This is a genomic window from Arthrobacter sp. AG367, assembly GCF_007828995.1.
In the GTDB taxonomy this organism is placed as follows: Bacteria; Actinomycetota; Actinomycetes; order Actinomycetales; family Micrococcaceae; genus Arthrobacter.
On sequence record NZ_VIVE01000013.1, the window covers coordinates 1 to 17,690 of the forward strand.

The window sequence follows — 17,690 nt, forward strand, 5'->3', positions numbered from 1 at the left end:
GAGGATGGCAGGGCCGGATCCCTCCCCGCCGGGGACGGCGCGAAGGCGGGCCGGACTCGTCCGCCGGCTGCCGGCGTCGTCAGCGTTCCCGCCGAGCAACCCACCGTATAACCCGCCGAACGGCCCGTCCAGCTGCTCCCCAATGGCCTCCATAACCCAACTCTGCCAGCCACCACCGACAATCAAGAGCCCCCAAAACCCCTATGTGGAAAACCCGGCAGGGCGGCAATGCAGGCCGCGTTAAACGCTGCCGGCCGCCGCGTCCCCCAAGGATCGCGACGGCCGGCAAGGCGATTCAGTTGTAGCACAAAGCCCGCATCTTCCCATGTCATACGCACTTTCATGCGTAATGATGAGGGCGGAAGCGGGAATCAGGCCTTTGTGCCCGTCCCGTCGGACGTACCAAGGTTGGTGGTGTCCGGGTGCGTGCTGTGGGCCGGGATGTGGTCTTCGCCCAGGCTGTTGGCATCGCTCCCCACGGAAGAGGTGGTGGGAGTACCTGTGGAAGGCCCGGATGACTGGCTTCCGCTGGAGCTGCCCTCCCGGTGCATCGCAGAGCCAATGACCGTGCCTGCCCGGCGTGCGGCTTCACCCAACTGGTCCGCAACCTCGGGAGCCTTTTCCTTGATGGCCTCGGTGGCCACGGATACCTTGTCCTGGACCGGCTTGCTGTCCCAGATGCCGGCTGCCCGGGCCTTGAGCTTGTCATAGGCGGCACGGCCTGACCGCGAGCCGAGGACATAACCTACAGCAACGCCTACACCCAAAAGAAGCTTGTTTTTCACGATGAACTCCTGCTCTGCGAGAAGGTTGTCAGTCCCGGCCGGCGTATCGGGCGCCTAATACCGGAGAAAAAGAAAGCCGGCCTGGGGATGGTGTCCCCAGGCCGGCTTCCTGGCTTGCCCGTACAGTTATCCGCGGGCGCTTCGCTTGGTGACCATGCCGTAGATGGCAAGGACGATCAGCGAGCCGACGATCGCCAGCAGCCACGTCTGGATCGAGAAGAACTCCTGCAGTCCGCTGCCGAAGATCATTCCACCCAGCCAGCCACCGAGGAAGGCGCCAACGACGCCCAGGATCAAGGTGATGACCCAGCCGCCACCCTGCCTGCCCGGGAGGATCGCCTTAGCGATCGCACCAGCAATAAGTCCGAGAATCAGAAATGCAATAAATCCCATTTGTTGCTCTCTTCCTGCTTAGAGGAGGCCTCCGGGTTCCGGAGGCACTTCATCCTTCTGCCCCAATAGTAATCATGCTTACTATCTATTTGCCAACCCCGCTTTTGGGAAAAAGAGCAGTTCAGGAGTGTTTTAGTGCCCGGTTTTGTCCGAGTCGTTGCCCGCACCGGGGCCCTCGTCGAGGATCGATAATTCCGCTAGATCCTGCGGGTCCAGGGCGAAATCGAACACGTCCAAATTCTCTGCCATCCGCTCCGGGGAAGCGGTCTTGGGAATCGTTACCAATCCGTTTTGTATGTGCCACCGAAGGACCAGTTGGCCGGGTGTTTTTCCATGCTTTTCGGCCAACTGGGTAAGGATGGGAGCACCCAATAAGCCGGCGCCCGATCCGCCAAGCGGGCTGTAGGATTCCGTGACAATCCCGTGGCGTGCGTGGAATTCACGTTCTGCGGTTCGGGTGATTGCGGGGCTGAGCTGGATCTGGTTTACCGCCGGAACCACATCAGTCTCCGCCATCAGCCGTTCCAGGTGCGCGGGCTTGAAGTTGGACACCCCGATGGACCGGACTTTCCCCTGTGCCTGCAGCCGTTCGAACGTCTGCCACGTGGAGACATACTGGTCCCGTCCCGGCAGCGGCCAGTGGATCAGCAGCAGGTCCACATAATCCAGCCCCAGGCGCTTCAGGGATCCATCCAGGCCCGCCACAGCGCGGTCGTGGCCCTGGAATTCCCCGTCCAGCTTGGTGGTAATGAAGAGTTCGCTCCGGTCCACCCCGCTGGCGCGGATGCCGTTGCCCACGCCGCGTTCGTTGCCGTACTTCACGGCGGTATCGATGTGCCGGTAGCCGGCTTCCACGGCGTGTACGACGGCGGCAGCCACCTGTTCGTCGTCCAGCGGCCAGGTGCCAAGCCCCAGTTGCGGAATCCTGTTGCCATCATTGAGGTCGATGAGGGGTGCAAGTGTCATGCCATCAGTCTGCCCTCCCACGGCCGTTCCTGTCCCTAGGCGGGGTCCTCAGCCAGCTTCCGCTTCAAAATCTTCCCGCTGGGCCCCAGCGGGAGTTCGGAAAGAATCCTGATCACCCGAGGGTACTTGTACGCCGCGAGCTGGTTGCTGGCGAAATCCATCAGCTCAGTTTCGCTGACGGTTGCCCCGGCATCCAGCACGATCGCCGCTGCGATTTCCTGCCCGTGGACGTCATCGGGGATGCCGTAGACGGCAGCACTCACCACAGCCGGGTGGGTCAGCAGGACTTCCTCCACTTCCCTGGGATAGACGTTGTATCCGTTGCGGATGATCATGTCCTTCTTGCGGTCCACGATGGTGAGGTACCCGTCGTCGTCCTTCGTCCCCAGGTCACCGGTGCGGAACCAGCCGTCCACCACCGCCTCCGCCGTTGCCTCCGGCCGGTTCAGGTACCCCTTCATCAGCAGGTGCCCGCGGATGACGAGTTCACCGAGTTCCCCGTTGGGCAGCAGCTCAATGCTCTCCACCGTCTCCGGGCGGGCGATTTCGATGTCGACGCCCCAGATCGGGATCCCGATCGTTCCGGGCCGCGGCGCCGTGCCCACATGGTTGAAGGCCGCCACCGGGGAGGTCTCCGTCAGGCCGTAGCCCTCATGGATTTCCACCCCGAAGACGTCGCGGAACTTGTCCATGACGGCCAGTGGAAGCGATGCTCCGCCGGAGATGCCGTAGCGGAGCGCCGTGGGCCGGTCCGGCACGGTCTTGGCGGCTTCCAGGAGCGCCACATACATCGTGGGTACGCCCAGGAAGATGTTGACGTTGTGCCGTGCCAGCAGCTTCAGGGCGTCCTCGCCGCTGAAGCGCGGCATAAGCACGATGGTGGCCCCTGCGCGCAGTCCGGTGTTGAGGACCACGGTCTGTCCGAAGGTGTGGAAGAGCGGCAGTCCGCCGAAGAGGACGTCGCCAGGCCGGAAGTCCATCACGCTGGTCAGCAGGACACTGGTCTGTTCCACCAGGGCGAAGTGCGTGCCCAGCGCGCCCTTCGGTTTACCGGTGGTGCCCGAGGTGTACAGGATGGTGGCTGTATCCGACGGGCGGCACGGCTCATACGTCCGGATCGGCTCGGTGCGGGCGGCCTCCGCTTCCAGTCGGCGGAACCCGCCGTCGTCGGGAGCCATCACGGTCAGCACGTCAATGCCGTTGGCCGCCGCGCCGGCGGCCCCCTCCGCCAGCAGGGGAGCGGCGCAGACCAGCAGCTTGGAACTGCTGTCCTGGAGGACGTACTCGATTTCGCGTGCCTTCAGCAGGGCATGCACCGGGACAACGATGGCGCCGAGCGACAGGATGGCGTAGTACACCCGGGCGAAGTCCGGGACGTTGGGGATCAGGACGGCGACGGCGTCTCCCGGGCCGATGCCGCGGGCCCGCAGGGCTCCGGCGTAGGCCAGGGTCTGGCTCCAGAGGTCGGCGTAGCTGACCTGGTCCTCCCCAACGACGAGGGCAATGCTGTCCGGAGTCCTTTTGGCTGATTCAGCCAGAACGGCTGCGACGGAGATGGTGGCGAAGCCGTCGGCGGAGTGGGTATTGGTCATGGCCTGCTTCTTCGGTGGGAGGGTCATGCTTTGAGGATGAGGGCGTCGCCCTGTCCGCCGCCGCCGCAGAGGGCCACGACGCCGGTGCCACCGCCGCGGCGCTTCAGCGCCAGCGCCTGGTGCAGCACCAGGCGTGCGCCCGAGGCGCCAACGGGGTGGCCCAGGGCGATGGCACCGCCTTCGGCGTTCACGGCTTCGGGGTCGATGCCCAGGTCGTTGGCGGACTGGATGAGGACCGAGGCGAACGCCTCGTTGATTTCCACCACGTCCAGTTCCTGGACCGTGAGCCCCTCGTCCTTGAGGGCACGTTCGATGGCCCGGGCAGGCTGGGAGTGCAGGGACCCGTCCGGTCCCGCCGTCTGGCCGTGTGCTCCGATCTCGGCGATCCACTCCAGCCCTGCGGCAATGGCGGCCGCCTTGCTGGCGATGACCAGGGCTGCGGCGCCGTCGGAGAGGGGAGACGATGAACCGGCGGTGATGGTGGCCGTCTCCTCCTTGGAGAACGCAGGGCGGAGCTGCGCCAGTGATTCGGCCGTGGTTTCCGGGCGGATGCCCTCATCGTGTTCAAGCGTCACGGCAGGGCCCTTCCGCTGGGGCACCTGGATGGGGGCGATTTCCTCAGCCAGCACCCCGGCGGCCCGGGCCGCTTCGGCGCGCTGGTGGGAGCGGGCCGCCACGGCGTCCTGCCCGGCACGGGTGATCCCGCGCTCGGCGTTGCCGGCGTCGGTGGCCTCGCCCATCAGCTTGCCGCTCACCGGATCCTGCAGCCCGTCGTGGTTCAGGGAGTCGAGCATGGGAGCGTCGCCGATCACGACGCCGGCGCGAAGCCCGGGGACCAGGTGCGGTGCGTTGGTCATCGACTCCTGGCCGGCGGCGACAATGAAGTCGGCTTCCCCGGTGCGGATCATCCGGGCGGCGTCGATCACGGCCGTGAGGCCGGACAGGCAGAGCTTGTTGATGGTGATGGTGGGAACGTCCCAGCCGATTCCGGCGGCCAGGCTGGCCTGGCGGGCTGGGCCTTGCCCGGCACCGGCCTGGATGACCTGCCCCACGATGACGGCGCCGATCTGCTCCGGGGCAACGCCGGTCCGTTCCAGGGCCGCCCGGATGGCGTGGGCACCGAGCTGGCTGGAGGAGAAGGGCGTGAGGCCACCGCGGAACCTGCCGAACGGGGTGCGGGCGCCGCCCAGGATGACGGGGATGTTGGCGTTCTGGTTCAAGAACAGTCCTTTCGGGGATGCGGGGCGGAGATCAGGCGAAGGCGGACATGCCGGTGATGCCCCGGCCGATGATCAGGGCCTGCACAGTCTCGGTGCCTTCGTAGGTGTGGATGGCTTCGATGTCGGCCAGGTGCCGGGCCACGCGGTTTTCCAGCAGGATGCCGTTGCCGCCCAGCAGGTCGCGCGCATTGGACGCTATGCCCCGGGCGGTCCGGGTGCAGGTGTACTTGGCCAGCGACGCCTGCTCCGGGGTGAGTAATCCGGCGTCGTCCAGCCGTGTCATCTGCACCACCATCAGTTGCATGGTGGCCAGTTCGCTGAGCATCCGGGCCAGCCGTTCCTGCACGATCTGGGAGGCGGCCAGCGGCCGCCCGAACTGCTTGCGCTGCCTGGCGTACTGCACGGCAGTCTCGTAGCAGGCGGTGGCGTGCCCGACGGCGGACCAGGCCACGCCCAGGCGGGTGGCCAGGAGGACGCGGGCTGTGTCCTTGAAGGTCCGGGCGCCCGGCAGGACGTTCCCTTCCGGGACAAAGACGTTTTCCAGCCTGATATGGGCCTGCCAAATGGCGCGCAGGGCCAGCTTGCCCTCGATTTTGGTGGCGGTGTAGCCGGGGGAGTCCTGCGGGACCAGGTAGCCATGGACCTGGCCGTCGTCGCCGCGGGCCCACACAACGGTGACGCCACCTACGGAGCCGTTGCCGATCCACTTCTTTTCGCCGTTGAGCAGGAAACCACCGTCGGTACGGGTCGCCGTGCTTTCCAGGGCCACCGAGTCGGAGCCGTGGGTGGGCTCCGTCAGGGCAAAAGCGGCGTACTCGCTGCACCTGGCGATCGGCGGGAGCCAGCGCTCCCGCTGCGCGGCTGATCCGCATTCCGCCACGGACCGCAGGGCCAGGCCGCCCTGGACAGCGATCATGGTTGCCACGGAGCCGTCACCGCGGCTGATCTCCATGTTTACCAGCCCGGCGGCCATGCTGCTCATCGGCGCGAAACCATCAACCGCCACGCCGTCCCGCAGCAGGTCCAGTTCGCCAAGGCGCCGGAGCAGGTGCAGCGGGTACTCGCCGCGTTCCCAGTAGCCGTCGATGACGGGGAGGACCTCATCCTGGACGAAGCGGCGGGCCCGGTCCCAGTACGCGCGGTCCTCATCGCCGATGCGGGTGAAAACGGATGCGGGGTCAGTCCCGAGGGCCTCGGTCAGAAAGTAGTCCGGCTCCACGGTGCCTGCAGGAAAGCCTGCGGGGCTTTCGGTGCGGCCGGACACGTCGGTCCGCGACGTCGTCGTCATTAATCTGCATCCTTTAAATCAGTGGCGGGAAGCATGTGGCTTGCACCACACCGACTAAGGATGCCTTGAAACTCAGTTCCACGTCAAGAAACTGGGTACCACGGAGGGATGCAGCGGACTAGGGAAGGGCGTCGAGGACGGCCTGGGCGATCGCCTCCCTGCCGGCCTGGCCCGGGAGAACGGTGACGACGACGGTCGGCGCGGGTTGGGCGGTGGCGGCGGCACCAAGGAGTGCAGGCCGGAACGTATCTGAGAGGGCACGAAGTTCGGCCGCGAGGGCTGCAGCCCTTTTCCGGTCCCCATCGTCGGTTTCCCCGGCGCCGGGCGAGGCGCGCAACCACTGCCGCAGGAAGGCGTTGTGCACGGCCACCACGGCTGCGGCGAAGGCCACGGCCTTGTATCCGCTCCGCTGGTCGTCGGGCAGCCTGTCGTTCAAGTATTTCAGGAATGCCCGCTCGTACCGGTGCGACGTGACCAGCTCGCGGTCCCTGAGGGCCGGAACCGCCTGCAGCAGTCCATACCGGGCCCGGGACGTATCGCGGTTCCGCATATGGTGTTCGAAGACCAGCAGTGCCGCGTCCGCGACGGCGGCCAGGGGCTCGAGCCTGGATTCCGCGAGCCGGTCATTCACCTGGCGCAGGATCCGTTCGTGGTCGGCGAAGACCACGTCCTCCTTTGACCCGAAGCGTCGGAAGAACGTGCTCCGGCTCATGCCCGAGGCCTCGGCAAGCTCCTCAACGGACGTTGCATCGAAACCCTGCGAGGCCAGGAGCGCGATGGCGGCGGCGACAGGCTTATCGACGGGCTGTTCGGAAGGGGGCAACGTCATGCGCCGAAATTAGCACAGCCGGCAGGCATCGCTGGCCCGCCGCTGGATGCGGCGGCCCCAGCGATACCGGCGACGCAGGCTCAGGCGCCCTGGCGGGACCAGCCGGTGAGCTTGTCCGAAAGCTGCATATAGGCTTCGTCCACCTGCTGCAGCTCCGGGTGGCTGTCGTACCAGTCCACAATTTCCCGGGCCCCGTCCGCGAACGGGATGGTTGCGGTGTAGTCCGGGACCAGGGACTTGATCTTGGTGTTGTCAAAGACCACTGAATGGGACCGGTCGCCCAGGAGGTTGGAACCGAGTTCCTGGTCATGGGCGGCGATGGTCTCGGACGCCACGTGCACCAGTTCCGGCTCCCGGATCCCAGCTGCCCGGGCGAACAGCCGGTAGATCTGGTTCCAGGGCAGGTACTCGTCAGAGGTGATGGTGTAGCTCTCGCCCACCGCCTGCGGCCTTCCGAGCAGCCCGACGAACGCCTTGGCGAAGTCCTTGCTGTGCGTCAGCGTCCACAGCGAGGTGCCGTCGCCGTGGACCATGACGGGGAGGCCGCTGCGCATCCGGTGGATGTCCGTCCAGCCGCCCACCATGGCGATCTTGGTGCGGTCGTAGGTATGCGACGGCCGGATGACTGTCAGGGGGAAGTCCTGCTCCCGGTAGGCCCGGAAAAGCAGTTCCTCGCACGCGATCTTGTCCCGGGAGTACTGCCAGAAGGGGTTCTTCAACGGCGTCGACTCCAGGATAGGCAGCCTGGTGGGCGGCTTCTGGTACGCGGAGGCGGAACTGATGAAGACGAACTGGCCAGTCCGCTCCCGGAACAGGTCCATGCTTGTTTGCGCCTGGTCCGGGGTGTAGGAGATGAAGTCCGCGACGGCGTCGAACTCCCTGCCTCCCAGGACCTCCCGGACCGACGCCGCATCCCGGACGTCCGCGTGCAGCACTTCGGTCCCGTCCGGGACCGGCCGGGTGGACCGGCCCCGGTTCAGGATGGTCAGCCGGTGGCCGAGCTCGACGGCCCGTTCCGCCGCCGCGGTGCTGATGACGCCGGTGCCGCCGATGAAGAGGATGCTCCGCGGCGCCACCGTATCGGCAACAGGCGGGGTTACCACGCGTAGTCTTCCGGCGCCGTGCGGTGTCCCGGGAAGATGTCGTCCAGCCGCTTGAGCGCGTCGTCATCGAGGGAGACGTCCAGGGCGCGGATGGCGGCGTCCAGCTGTTCCTGGGTGCGCGGGCCGACGATCGGGGCGGTCACGGCAGGCTGGTGCAGGAGCCACGCCAGGGCAACGTCGCCGGGCTCATGGCCCAGTTCATCGGCGAAGTCCTCGTACTGGCGGATCTGGTCCTGGTGCTTCTTCAGGGTTTCGGCCGCCCGTCCTTCGGTCCGCCGCACGCCCTGGCGTTCCTTCTTCAGCACACCGCCCAGCAGCCCGCCCTGCAGGGGCGACCAGGGGATCAAGCCGAGGCCATATTGCTGTGCCGCCGGGATGACTTCAAGTTCCACCTGGCGCATGAACAGGTTGTAGATGGACTGCTCGCTGACCAGGCCGGTGTAGTTCCGCCGGCGGGCTGCTTCCTGGGCCTGGGCGATGTGCCAGCCGGCAAAGTTGCTGCTGCCCGAGTAGAGGATCTTCCCCTGCTGGACGGCAACTTCGATGGCCTGCCAGATCTCGTCCCATGGCGTGTCACGGTCAATGTGGTGGAACTGGTACACGTCGATGTAGTCGGTCTGCAACCGCTTGAGGCTCGCATCCAGGGCCCTGCGGATGTTCAGTGCCGAGAGCTTGGATTCATTGGGCCGGTCCGTCATGGTGCCGTAGAGCTTGGTGGCCAAGACGGTGTGCTCGCGGCGCTCGCCGCCCTTGGCGAACCAGCGCCCAATAATTTCCTCGGTCCAGCCGCGGTGGTCTGCCCCGCCGTAGACGTTGGCGGTGTCAAAGAAGTTGATGCCGGACCCGTGCGCGGAGTCCATGATGCTGTGGGCGTCCGCTTCCTCCGTCTGAGGCCCGAAGTTCATGGTGCCCAGGCAGAGGCGGGAAACTTTCAGGCCGGAGCGGCCAAGGTGCGTGTACTGCATGGAAAATCCTTTCGGTGGCGGAGCGTTCCGGCGGCTGGGTTGCCGGACGCTACATCTGGGTGAAGGCGGCGACGGCGGGATCGGACCCGATGCGGGCACCGGACTCCAGTGCCGTGATGGCGGCCAGTTCGTCCTGGGAAAGCTGCAGGGACGAGGCTGCGAAGTTTTCCCGGATCCTGTCCGGGTTCGCCGACTTGGGAATGACGATGTTTCCGCCGGCAAGGTGCCAGGCGAGCACAACCTGGGCTGCCGTGGCGTTGTGGGCATTGGCGATTGCCGTGACGGCGTTTCCGTTCAGGTCCCCGCCCTGCCCCAGCGGACTGTAGGCCTCCACCGCGATGCCCAGGCCCCGGCACTTGGCTGCGAGGTCCGCCTGCTGGTAGCTGGGGTGCAGTTCGATCTGGTTGACGGCCGGAACGGTTTCAGCCGACTCCAGCAGTGTGTCGAGGTGGTCGGAGAGGAAGTTGGAGACGCCGATGGCGCGGATTTCCTTGTTCTCGTACAACCGCTCCATCTCCTTCCAGGCCTGGACGAAGAGCCCCTGTGAGGGGACCGGCCAGTGGATGAGGTAGAGGTCGATGAAGTCCAGGCCCAGTGCCTTGCGGCTGTTCTGGAACGCTTCCTGCGCCCGGCCCTGCTCGCCGTTGCGGAGTTTGGTGGTGACGAAGATGTCCTCACGTGCTATCCCGGTGGCGGCAAGTGCCGCCCCCACCCCTGCCTCGTTGCGGTAGGCCGCGGCGGTGTCAATGTGGCGGTAGCCCGCTTCCAGCGCGTCCTCCACGGTCCGCTGGGTGTCCTCCGGAGGGACCTGGAAGACGCCGAAGCCAAGCTGCGGGATGGTGACGCCATTATTCAGGGTCAGGTTCGGGGTCAGCTCTGACATGGTGTGCTCCTTGGAAAGTCTGGTGCTGGGATTTAGGGCCGGGTGGTGCGGGGGTATGACGCCGTCCAGAAAGCGGTTTCCACCGGCTCACTCCCGAGCCTATGCACTTTTCGCCATCAAGTCAGCAGGCAAGGCTGTTCCTGTTTTTCCTAGGACTGCCAGTCCTACCTTCGTTGTAGAGGAGGGCAGTCATCGCAGGCAGAATGGTCTGCATGGGTCAAAGCGCGGAGTTCGGAAAGTTCCTCAAAGCCATGCGGTCCCGGTTGAGCCCGGACGTTGCCGGAACGGGTCCCAGCACCGGGGCCCGAAGGGTTCCGGGGCTGCGGCGGGAGGAGGTGGCGCGGCTTGCCGGCGTCAGCACCGACTATTACGTGCGGCTGGAGCAGGGGCGGAACATCCACCCCTCGCGGACGGTCCTGGATGCAGTGGGCAGGGCGCTGCGCCTGGACAGCAGCGAACACGCGCACATGCTGGACCTGCTGGAGAACTGCGCCGGCGCTCCCCGCGAACCCGGCGCGAACACTGCGCAGGGTGTCCGCCCGGCGCTGCGCCAGCTCCTCGACGCCGTGGGGGAGGTGCCCGCGATGGTGCTGGGCCGGCGCAGCGATGTCCTTGCAGGCAACCGGATGGCCTTCCTGTTGTTCACGGACTTCCCGGCACTGCCGCCCGCGGAGCGGAACCTCACCCGCTGGACCATCCTGGACCCCGCAGCCCGGGAACTGTTCAGGGACTGGAAGACGGTCGCGGCGGAGGCCACGGGATCCCTTCGGCTGGACGTGGGACGGCACCCCAACGACCCCCAGGCCAGCCACCTGGTGGGCGAGCTCGCGGTCCACAGTGAACACTTCCGCCAGTGGTGGGCCGGGCACCGGGTGGCCACCCGCTCGGCCGGCACCGTCCGGCTGCACCATCCCGCGGTAGGGGACCTGGAGCTGAACTTCGAAAACCTTGTCCTGCCGGAGGATCCTGACCAGACGCTGCGGGTGTACTCCGCGCGGCCGGGATCGCCGTCGTCGGACGCCCTTGCCCTGCTGGGCAGCCTTGGCGCGGGGACGGACGTCCGCCCGGGCCGCGACCCCGCGGCGGTGGGCGAAAGCGGAGAAGCGGGCTGAAAGCCGCCGTGCTCCTGTACATTCGTCCAGCGAAGGGCGGTGATTCTGGCCAGCCGCCCATTGGCCGTTGACCAGGCGTTTCCTAGGGTGGGAGTACACGTTTTCCCTGCCCAGTCTTCACACCCAGGATGGTCTCAACGATGAAACGCATCGCCCTGCTGAAGGAGCGCCAGGCGTCCGCCGGCGCCGCTTCCACCGCCACCGGTTCGCACTGCCCGGTTTCGGGTCTTTGGAGCCCGGACCTCGATCCGCACACGGTCCTGTCCTTCTTTGAGGGCCACGTTTTCCCCGCGTTCGACGGCGTCCCAACAGTCTGGCGGCGGCGCAGCCAGGGCACAGCGAACTAGGGCGCCTTAAAGCAGAACTGACCCGCAGTCACCGTCGTTAAAACCAGGTTTTGCGACGATGGCTGCGGGTCAGTTGCTTAAGTCAGTGCTCTTCCAGGCGGAAGCCAATCTTGATGGTGACCTGCCAGTCTGCGATCTTCCCGTCCTCCAGGTGGCCGCGGACCTCCTTGACCTCAAACCAGTCAAGGTTCCGCAGGGTCTGGGATGCCTTGGCAATACCGTTGCGGACGGCGTCATCCACGCCCTGGGTGGAGGTGCCGACAATTTCAGAAATGCTGTACGTGTGGTTGGACAACTTCGCTCCTCGTGATCATCGTTGCTCCCGGTTGCGGGCCGTCCCTGAAGCCTAGTGGGACTGCGGGAGCGTTGAACAGACCCTGTCCGCGCGCCGGCTACTTGGCTTCCAGCACCAGTTGCTTCAGGTCGTCGAGGGTTTGCTGCATGTGGGCGTCCATGGCCTGGCGTGACCGGGCTGCATCGCGGGACTCCAGGGCCTCGGCAATGTTCTGGTGATGGCCGATGGCGTGCTCCTGGATTGCCGGAACGGCAGAGGTCTCAGTCCGGCGCTTTTCCAGCACGCGGTGCAGCGGCTCGAACAGGACCGATACGAAGACGTTCCCGGATGCGTGCAGGATGACGTCATGGAAGGCCAGGTCTGCCTCCACGAAGGCCGCGACGTCGTTGATGCTGTGGGCGGCCTTCATTGCCGCGATGTAGTTGAAGAGGGCCTTGATGTCCTCCTCGGCGATCCGTCCGGCCGCAAGCTCGCAGGCTCCCGTTTCGAGCATCCGGCGGAGTTCGATGAGCTGGATGGAGGCGTCTGCATCATTTTTGCCCTCGGACGCGGCCCGGAGCACGGCTTCCAGCGAAGCCCAGCGGCTCAACGGGTTGACGAATGTTCCCCGGCCCCGCTCCACGCTCAGGATGCGTTGGGCCTGCAGCGTCTTCATGGCTTCGCGGACGGTCATTCGGCTGACCTCGTGGCGGGCACTCAGTTCGTGCTCGCCGGGAACGGTGGAACCGGGTGGAAACTCGCCTTCGATGATGCGGTCCAGCAGTTCGTCCGCCACCACGCCTACCAGTGACTTCCGTGCCATGTTGCCCCCCGATCCCTGTGCCCGGCCGACGCCTGGCGGATATGTCAGACAAGTGTACTTGCGCGTCCGTATGCCGTGTGCCACACTAACATTCAAATGCAAGATGTCAGACATCTTACAGTTACCCTTACATCAGGATCCGTCCGCCCGGATCGCTACACAACGGAGTGCACTGTGACGCTTGAAGCAGACGTTCTGGCCGCCTACCCGGCTGACATGGAGATCCCCGCCGGGCTGGTTGCCGGCGCGCTGGCCGCTTCCAACGCGGAGGTTCCCCGTGTCCTGGTAGTGCTCGACGACGACCCCACCGGCACGCAGTCCGTGGCGGACCTGCCCGTTCTCACCCGCTGGGACGTGGAGGACTTCACCTGGGCCTTCGGCCAGGACAAGCCCGCCGTCTACGTCCTCACAAACACCCGCAGCCTCGACCCGGCAGAGGCCGCGGCCCGCAACGGCGAAGTGGTCCGGAACGCCCTGGCAGCAGCAGGTTCCGGCCTGCGCCTGGGCTTCGTCAGCCGCAGCGACTCCACCCTCCGGGGCCACTACCCGCTGGAACCGGACGTCATCGCAGCCACTGTTGCCGCCGTGAGCGGGGAAACGACCGACGGCGTTGTCCTGGTTCCCGCATTCCCCGACGCCGGCCGGCTCACCATCGGCGGCGTCCACTACATGCGCGGCACCGGTGACGCCAAGGGCACCCTGGTCCCCGTCTCCGAGACCGAGTTCGCCAGGGACGCCTCCTTCGGCTTCAGCACATCCGTCATGGCCGACTACGTGGCGGAAAAGTCGCAGGGCAGGTTCCCCGCAGACTCCGTGATCGTCCTGGACCTGAACATCATCCGTGCAGGCGCCGCCGCGCAGGACCCGGCCATCTCCGCCAAGGCCATTGCCGATGCCATCGAGCCGGCCACCGACTCCACGCCCATCGTGGCCGACATCGTCACCGAGAACGACTTCCGGGCACTGGCCCTGGGCCTTGAAGAAGCGGAACGCCGCGGCAAGAACCTCCTCTACCGCGTCGGCCCCCCATTCGTCCGCGGCCGCATCGGCCAGGAAATCCGCACCGCGCTCACGGCCGAAGAGGCCTATGCCGGCAACACCCCGTCAGAGGCGGGCGGCCTGATCGTGGTGGGCTCGCATGTTGGCCTCACCACCCGGCAGCTGAACGTCCTCACGGCCCAGCACAGCTCCGCGCGCATCATCGAGATCGACGTCGAAAAGCTCCTCGGCGCCGAACCGGACGCCAAGGCGCACCTGGACCAGACGGTGGACGCCGTCGTCGACGCCCTCCGCGCCGGTGACGTCATCGTCCACACCAGCCGCCTGCTCATCAAGACGGACGACCCCGCCGAGAGCCTGCGGATCGCCCGGACCGTCTCCGCCGCCGTCGTGGACGTGGTCAACCGGACCCTGAAGACCTTCCCTCCGCGGTTCGTCATCGCCAAGGGCGGCATCACCTCCTCCGACGTCGCGGCCCACGGCCTGGAAATCCGCCACGCCATTGTCCGCGGCCCCATGCTGCCCGGCATCGTCAGCCTCTGGGAACCGGTGGACGGACCTGCCAAGGGCATCCCGTACATCGTGTTCGCCGGCAACGTTGGCGACGACGACTCCCTGGCCCAGGTCACCCGCAAACTCAGCAACACCTTCTGATCCCCACCCGGCACGAACCCTGATTCCCGCAAGAATTCAATGGAGAACACCATGACCAGCAATTACACCGTCACCGTCCTGGGCCTTGGCGCCATGGGCCTGCCCATGGCCACCCGCCTGGCATCCCAGCTGACCGTCCACGGCTTCGACATCGCCGAGCCCCGCCTCAAGTTGGCGGAAGAAGCCGGCATCGCCACCTTCACCACGGCACGCGAAGCCGCCAAGGGCGCCAACGCAGTCCTCCTGGCCGTCCGCAACGGCGAACAGCTCAACGACGTCCTCTTCGGCGAGAACGGCGTGGCCTCCGTTCTCGAGCCGGGCGCCGTCGTGATCCTCGGCAGCACCGTGGGCACGGACGCCATTCCCGCCACCGTGGCCAAGCTGGCCGAATACGGCGTGGACCTGGTGGACGCCCCGCTGTCCGGCGGACCCAAACGCGCCGGCGAAGGTGACCTGTTGATCGTCGTGGGCGCTTCCCCCGAAGCCCGCGAGAAGGCCGCCCCGGCCCTGGACCTGCTGGCCTCCACGCTCACGGTGGTGGGCGACAACCCCGGCGACGGCCAGGCCCTGAAGACCGTCAACCAGCTCCTGTGCGGCGTGCACATCGCCGCTGCGGCCGAGGCCCTGGCCCTGGCCGACGCGCTGGGACTGGACCAGGCCAAGACCCTCGCCGCCCTGGAAGCCGGTGCCGCAGGTTCCTTCATGCTCTCCAACCGCGGCCCCCGCATCCTTGAGGCCTACGACGAGGACGGCGCCGAGGTCCTGTCCCGCCTGGACATCTTCGTCAAGGACATGGGCATCGTGGGCAAGGCCACCCGTGCCGCCGGCCTGGCAGCCCCCGTTGCCGCCGCCGCCGAGCAGCTCTACCTCCTGGGCCAGGCCCAGGGACTCGCCGCCGCCGATGACTCCGCCGTCATCAAGGTCGTTGCGCCCACCAAGCGCACCAAGTAGGCCTACCCGGCAGTAGGCCCTCAAACGGTGCGACGACGGCGGTCCCCCCTCCGCCGTCGTCGTACCTCCCAGCGCTGCCGGCTTTGTTCCGCAGCGTTCCATCCCCGCCGTAAGACCTGATGCCCGTCTGCCCCGGACGGCACGTCAAAGGAGACATTTTCCCGTGAACCACCTCATGACCCCGCTGATACAGCGGGCGGCCGACGCCCCGGCCATCAAGCCCGCCGTTGAGCTGGGCACCCCGGTACTGCTCACCATCGCGGCGGTGGGCATTGCCATCCTGCTGGTGATGATCATCCGCTTCAAGATCCAGGCCTTCGTGGCCCTGCTTACCGTCAGCATCCTGGTTGCCGTGGCTGCCACCATCCCGCTGCAGGACATCTTCACGGTGGTGTCCGGCGGCGTGGGCAGCACCATGGGCAAGGTGGCCATCCTGATTGCGCTTGGCGCCGTGCTGGGCCGGATGATCGAGGTGTCCGGCGGCGTCCAGTCCCTTGCGGACCACTTCACCCGCAAGCTGGGCGCCAGGCGGGTGGCCGTAGCGCTCACCGCCGTCGGCTTCCTGGTGGCCATCCCCGTCTTCTTCGAAGTCGGCATCATCGTGCTGGTGCCCATCGTGTACGCGTTCGCGAAGATCGCCAAGGTCCACCCGGTCAAGTTCGGCCTGCCCATGGCCGGCATCATGCTCGCTATCCATGTGGCAGTCCCGCCGCACCCCGGGATTGTGGCCGGTGCGGGCGTGCTCGGTGCCGACATCGGACTCATCGCCCTGATCTCCCTGCTGATCTGCATCCCGCTGGGGTTCCTGTCCTACTGGGTTGCCGCCATCATGAACCGCAAGGATTACGAATTGCTGCCCGCCGTCAAGGCCCAGGTGGAGGAGTTCGGCTCCGACTCGCTGGTCAAGGTGGGCCACGACGGCCCCGGTGCCGCCGCCATCGCACCTCCCCGGCCGGCCCTGATCATCTTCCTGATTGCCGCGCCCATCGTGCAGATCCTCCTGGGTACCGCCGGCACCCTCATCCTCCCCAAGTCCCACCCCCTGTATGGCCTGGCGGCCTTCGTTGGCAACCCCTTCCTGGCGCTGCTGGTGGCAGTAGCGCTGTCTTTCTTCCTGCTGGCCGTCCGCCGCGGCTGGTCCTTCAAGGAAACCGGCGAAATCTTCGAAGGCTCCCTGCCTCCCATCGCCTCCATCCTGATGGTGGTGGCCGCCGGCGGCGTGTTCGGCAACGTGCTGCAGGTTTCAGGTATCGGTTCGGCGCTCTCCAAGACCCTGGACACCCTGGGCGTACCCCTGCTGCTCCTTGGCTTCATCATTTCGCTGGCGCTGCGTGCGGCCCAGGGTTCAGCCACGGTGGCCATCGTGACCACCACCGGCCTGCTGTCCGCAGCGGTCAGCGGCGGCGGCTACAGCCCGGCGCAGATCGCCGTGATCGTGATCGCCATCGGCTTCGGCGCCCTGGGCCTGTCCCACGTGACGGACGCCGGCTTCTGGGTTGTGGTCCGCTACTACGGGCTCACCGTTTCCGACGGCCTGAAGACCTGGACCGTGCTGACCACCATCCTGGGCCTGGCCGGCTTCGCGCTGACCTTTGTGGCCTGGATCCTGGTGGGAGGACTGGGCGCCTGATGCAGACCCGACTGGACCACCTGGTCACCTCCGCCCTGCAGCAGGGTTCCGCGGTACCCGCTTTCACCTGCTACGACTTCACCACCGCGCTGGCCGTGGTGGGCGCCGCAGAGGAATCCGGCCGGGGCGTAATCCTGCTGGTGGCACCCAAAACCGCCGCCACCGCAAACGGACTCCGGCTCATCGCGGCGCTGCGCGGCCTGGCCGACGCTGCCGCGGTGCCTGTCGCGGTGCAGCTCGACCACGCCTCCGACCTCAAGGTCATGGCCGACGCCGTCGCGGCAGGGGCGGATTCCGTCCTCGCCGACGGTTCATCACTTCCGTATGAGGAGAACATCTCACTTGTCCGGGCGGCCCGGGCCCTGCTGGGCGCCGACGTGGTGCTGGAAGCGGAACTGGGCGGCCTTGCAGGCGACGAGGACCGTGCCTTCTCGGCCGAGCAGCCGGCCGGCCAGTCCGGCGTGGACGTGGCAGGACTGACGGACTCGGCGCAGGTGGAGGACTTCGTAGCCCGCACCGGTGCGGAACTGCTGGCAGTGGCCGTTGGAAATGTCCACGGCAAGTACAAGGGTGAGCCGCGGCTGCGCTGGGACGTGCTGCAGGACATCGCGGCGCGGGTCCACATTCCGCTGGTCCTGCACGGCGCCTCCGGCATCCCCTCCGGGGAGCTCGTCAAGGCTGCGGCCATGAACGTGGGCAAGGTCAACTTCAACACCGAGCTCCGGACCGGGGTGCTGGCCACCCTCCAGGACCAGCTTCCCGCCCACCGCGCGGACGGCGAGAACCTGCAGGGCCTGCTGGCCATCTGGAACCGGTCGGCCAAGGGCTTTGCCGCCACCACGCTGGCCACGCTGGCACGCTGACGTCGCAGCAGGC

General features: G+C 66.7%; 18 protein-coding genes. 6 read left to right on the forward strand and 12 right to left on the reverse strand.

The features are described from left to right. Positions 1-371: 371 nt before the first annotated feature. From FB478_RS19985 to FB478_RS20030, 10 genes are all read right to left on the reverse strand, one after another. Positions 372-785, reverse strand: a complete 414-nt coding sequence (locus FB478_RS19985) for a hypothetical protein (protein WP_056391090.1) — start codon at positions 783-785, stop codon at positions 372-374. A gap of 126 nt (positions 786-911) precedes the next feature. Next, positions 912-1,178 carry a GlsB/YeaQ/YmgE family stress response membrane protein gene (locus FB478_RS19990; RefSeq protein ID WP_018769627.1) on the reverse strand — a complete coding sequence of 89 codons (267 nt, stop codon included), beginning with the start codon at positions 1,176-1,178 and terminating at the stop codon, positions 912-914. Positions 1,179-1,310: 132 nt separating this feature from the next. After that, positions 1,311-2,144, reverse strand: a complete 834-nt coding sequence (locus tag FB478_RS19995; protein WP_018769628.1) for an aldo/keto reductase — start codon at positions 2,142-2,144, stop codon at positions 1,311-1,313. Positions 2,145-2,179: 35 nt separating this feature from the next. Continuing rightward, positions 2,180-3,736, reverse strand: coding sequence for a long-chain fatty acid--CoA ligase (locus FB478_RS20000; RefSeq protein ID WP_144601447.1), 1,557 nt, complete (start codon positions 3,734-3,736; stop codon positions 2,180-2,182). Between the two features lie 23 nt (positions 3,737-3,759). After that, entirely contained in the window at positions 3,760-4,956 is a 1,197-nt protein-coding gene (locus FB478_RS20005; RefSeq protein WP_056391084.1) for an acetyl-CoA C-acetyltransferase, read from the reverse strand. 31 nt (positions 4,957-4,987) lie between these two features. Beyond that, complete coding sequence (locus tag FB478_RS20010; RefSeq protein ID WP_144601425.1) at positions 4,988-6,244, reverse strand: acyl-CoA dehydrogenase family protein; 1,257 nt, start codon at positions 6,242-6,244, stop codon at positions 4,988-4,990. A gap of 118 nt (positions 6,245-6,362) precedes the next feature. Continuing rightward, positions 6,363-7,073, reverse strand: coding sequence for a TetR/AcrR family transcriptional regulator (locus tag FB478_RS20015; RefSeq protein ID WP_166673153.1), 711 nt, complete (start codon positions 7,071-7,073; stop codon positions 6,363-6,365). Between the two features lie 80 nt (positions 7,074-7,153). Further along, positions 7,154-8,176 (reverse strand): SDR family oxidoreductase, encoded by a 1,023-nt coding sequence (locus tag FB478_RS20020; protein ID WP_134166056.1) that lies wholly within the window; start codon positions 8,174-8,176, stop codon positions 7,154-7,156. Next, positions 8,170-9,141 carry an aldo/keto reductase gene (locus FB478_RS20025; RefSeq protein WP_056391073.1) on the reverse strand — a complete coding sequence of 324 codons (972 nt, stop codon included), beginning with the start codon at positions 9,139-9,141 and terminating at the stop codon, positions 8,170-8,172. Before FB478_RS20025 ends, FB478_RS20020 begins: the two co-directional genes overlap by 7 nt. Positions 9,142-9,190: 49 nt before the next feature. Then, entirely contained in the window at positions 9,191-10,024 is an 834-nt protein-coding gene (locus tag FB478_RS20030) for an aldo/keto reductase (RefSeq protein WP_018769635.1), read from the reverse strand. A 212-nt stretch (positions 10,025-10,236) separates the two neighbouring features. On the opposite strand from FB478_RS20030, the gene FB478_RS20035 reads away from it, so the two are divergent. Both FB478_RS20035 and FB478_RS20040 read left to right on the forward strand, forming a co-directional pair. Continuing rightward, complete coding sequence (locus FB478_RS20035) at positions 10,237-11,136, forward strand: helix-turn-helix transcriptional regulator (RefSeq protein WP_026265828.1); 900 nt, start codon at positions 10,237-10,239, stop codon at positions 11,134-11,136. Positions 11,137-11,276: 140 nt separating this feature from the next. Then, positions 11,277-11,483, forward strand: coding sequence for a hypothetical protein (locus FB478_RS20040; RefSeq protein ID WP_018769637.1), 207 nt, complete (start codon positions 11,277-11,279; stop codon positions 11,481-11,483). Between the two features lie 82 nt (positions 11,484-11,565). Here the strand turns inward: FB478_RS20040 and FB478_RS20045 are convergent, their stop codons facing one another. Beyond that, entirely contained in the window at positions 11,566-11,778 is a 213-nt protein-coding gene (locus tag FB478_RS20045) for a dodecin (RefSeq protein ID WP_018769638.1), read from the reverse strand. A gap of 97 nt (positions 11,779-11,875) precedes the next feature. Continuing rightward, entirely contained in the window at positions 11,876-12,580 is a 705-nt protein-coding gene (locus tag FB478_RS20050) for a FadR/GntR family transcriptional regulator (RefSeq protein WP_018769639.1), read from the reverse strand. 174 nt (positions 12,581-12,754) lie between these two features. On the opposite strand from FB478_RS20050, the gene FB478_RS20055 reads away from it, so the two are divergent. The 4 genes from FB478_RS20055 (at position 12,755) to FB478_RS20070 (ending at position 17,677) form a co-directional block, all read left to right on the forward strand. Then, positions 12,755-14,233: a four-carbon acid sugar kinase family protein gene (locus FB478_RS20055; protein WP_134166058.1), complete on the forward strand. Its 1,479-nt coding sequence runs from the start codon at positions 12,755-12,757 to the stop codon at positions 14,231-14,233. 51 nt (positions 14,234-14,284) lie between these two features. Continuing rightward, positions 14,285-15,184, forward strand: a complete 900-nt coding sequence (locus tag FB478_RS20060) for an NAD(P)-dependent oxidoreductase (protein WP_018769641.1) — start codon at positions 14,285-14,287, stop codon at positions 15,182-15,184. A gap of 163 nt (positions 15,185-15,347) precedes the next feature. Beyond that, positions 15,348-16,814 (forward strand): GntP family transporter, encoded by a 1,467-nt coding sequence (locus FB478_RS20065; RefSeq protein ID WP_134166059.1) that lies wholly within the window; start codon positions 15,348-15,350, stop codon positions 16,812-16,814. After that, the gene (locus FB478_RS20070) at positions 16,814-17,677 is read left to right on the forward strand and encodes a class II fructose-bisphosphate aldolase (protein ID WP_144601426.1); all 864 of its coding nucleotides are present in this window, start codon (positions 16,814-16,816) and stop codon (positions 17,675-17,677) included. The genes FB478_RS20065 and FB478_RS20070 overlap by 1 nt, the downstream gene beginning before the upstream one ends. Positions 17,678-17,690 lie beyond the last annotated feature (13 nt).

Bases quoted from the DNA above. Each gene is read 5' to 3' on its own strand.
- FB478_RS19990 (WP_018769627.1), bottom strand. From the start codon at position 1,178: ATGGGATTTATTGCATTTCTGATTCTCGGACTTATTGCTGGTGCGATC.
- FB478_RS19995 (WP_018769628.1), bottom strand. From the start codon at position 2,144: ATGACACTTGCACCCCTCATCGACCTCAATGATGGCAACAGGATTCCG.
- FB478_RS20000 (WP_144601447.1), bottom strand. From the start codon at position 3,736: ATGACCAATACCCACTCCGCCGACGGCTTCGCCACCATCTCCGTCGCA.
- FB478_RS20010 (WP_144601425.1), bottom strand. From the start codon at position 6,244: ATGACGACGACGTCGCGGACCGACGTGTCCGGCCGCACCGAAAGCCCC.
- FB478_RS20015 (WP_166673153.1), bottom strand. From the start codon at position 7,073: ATGACGTTGCCCCCTTCCGAACAGCCCGTCGATAAGCCTGTCGCCGCC.
- FB478_RS20025 (WP_056391073.1), bottom strand. From the start codon at position 9,141: ATGCAGTACACGCACCTTGGCCGCTCCGGCCTGAAAGTTTCCCGCCTC.
- FB478_RS20030 (WP_018769635.1), bottom strand. From the start codon at position 10,024: ATGTCAGAGCTGACCCCGAACCTGACCCTGAATAATGGCGTCACCATC.
- FB478_RS20035 (WP_026265828.1), top strand. From the start codon at position 10,237: ATGGGTCAAAGCGCGGAGTTCGGAAAGTTCCTCAAAGCCATGCGGTCC.
- FB478_RS20040 (WP_018769637.1), top strand. From the start codon at position 11,277: ATGAAACGCATCGCCCTGCTGAAGGAGCGCCAGGCGTCCGCCGGCGCC.
- FB478_RS20050 (WP_018769639.1), bottom strand. From the start codon at position 12,580: ATGGCACGGAAGTCACTGGTAGGCGTGGTGGCGGACGAACTGCTGGAC.
- FB478_RS20060 (WP_018769641.1), top strand. From the start codon at position 14,285: ATGACCAGCAATTACACCGTCACCGTCCTGGGCCTTGGCGCCATGGGC.
- FB478_RS20070 (WP_144601426.1), top strand. From the start codon at position 16,814: ATGCAGACCCGACTGGACCACCTGGTCACCTCCGCCCTGCAGCAGGGT.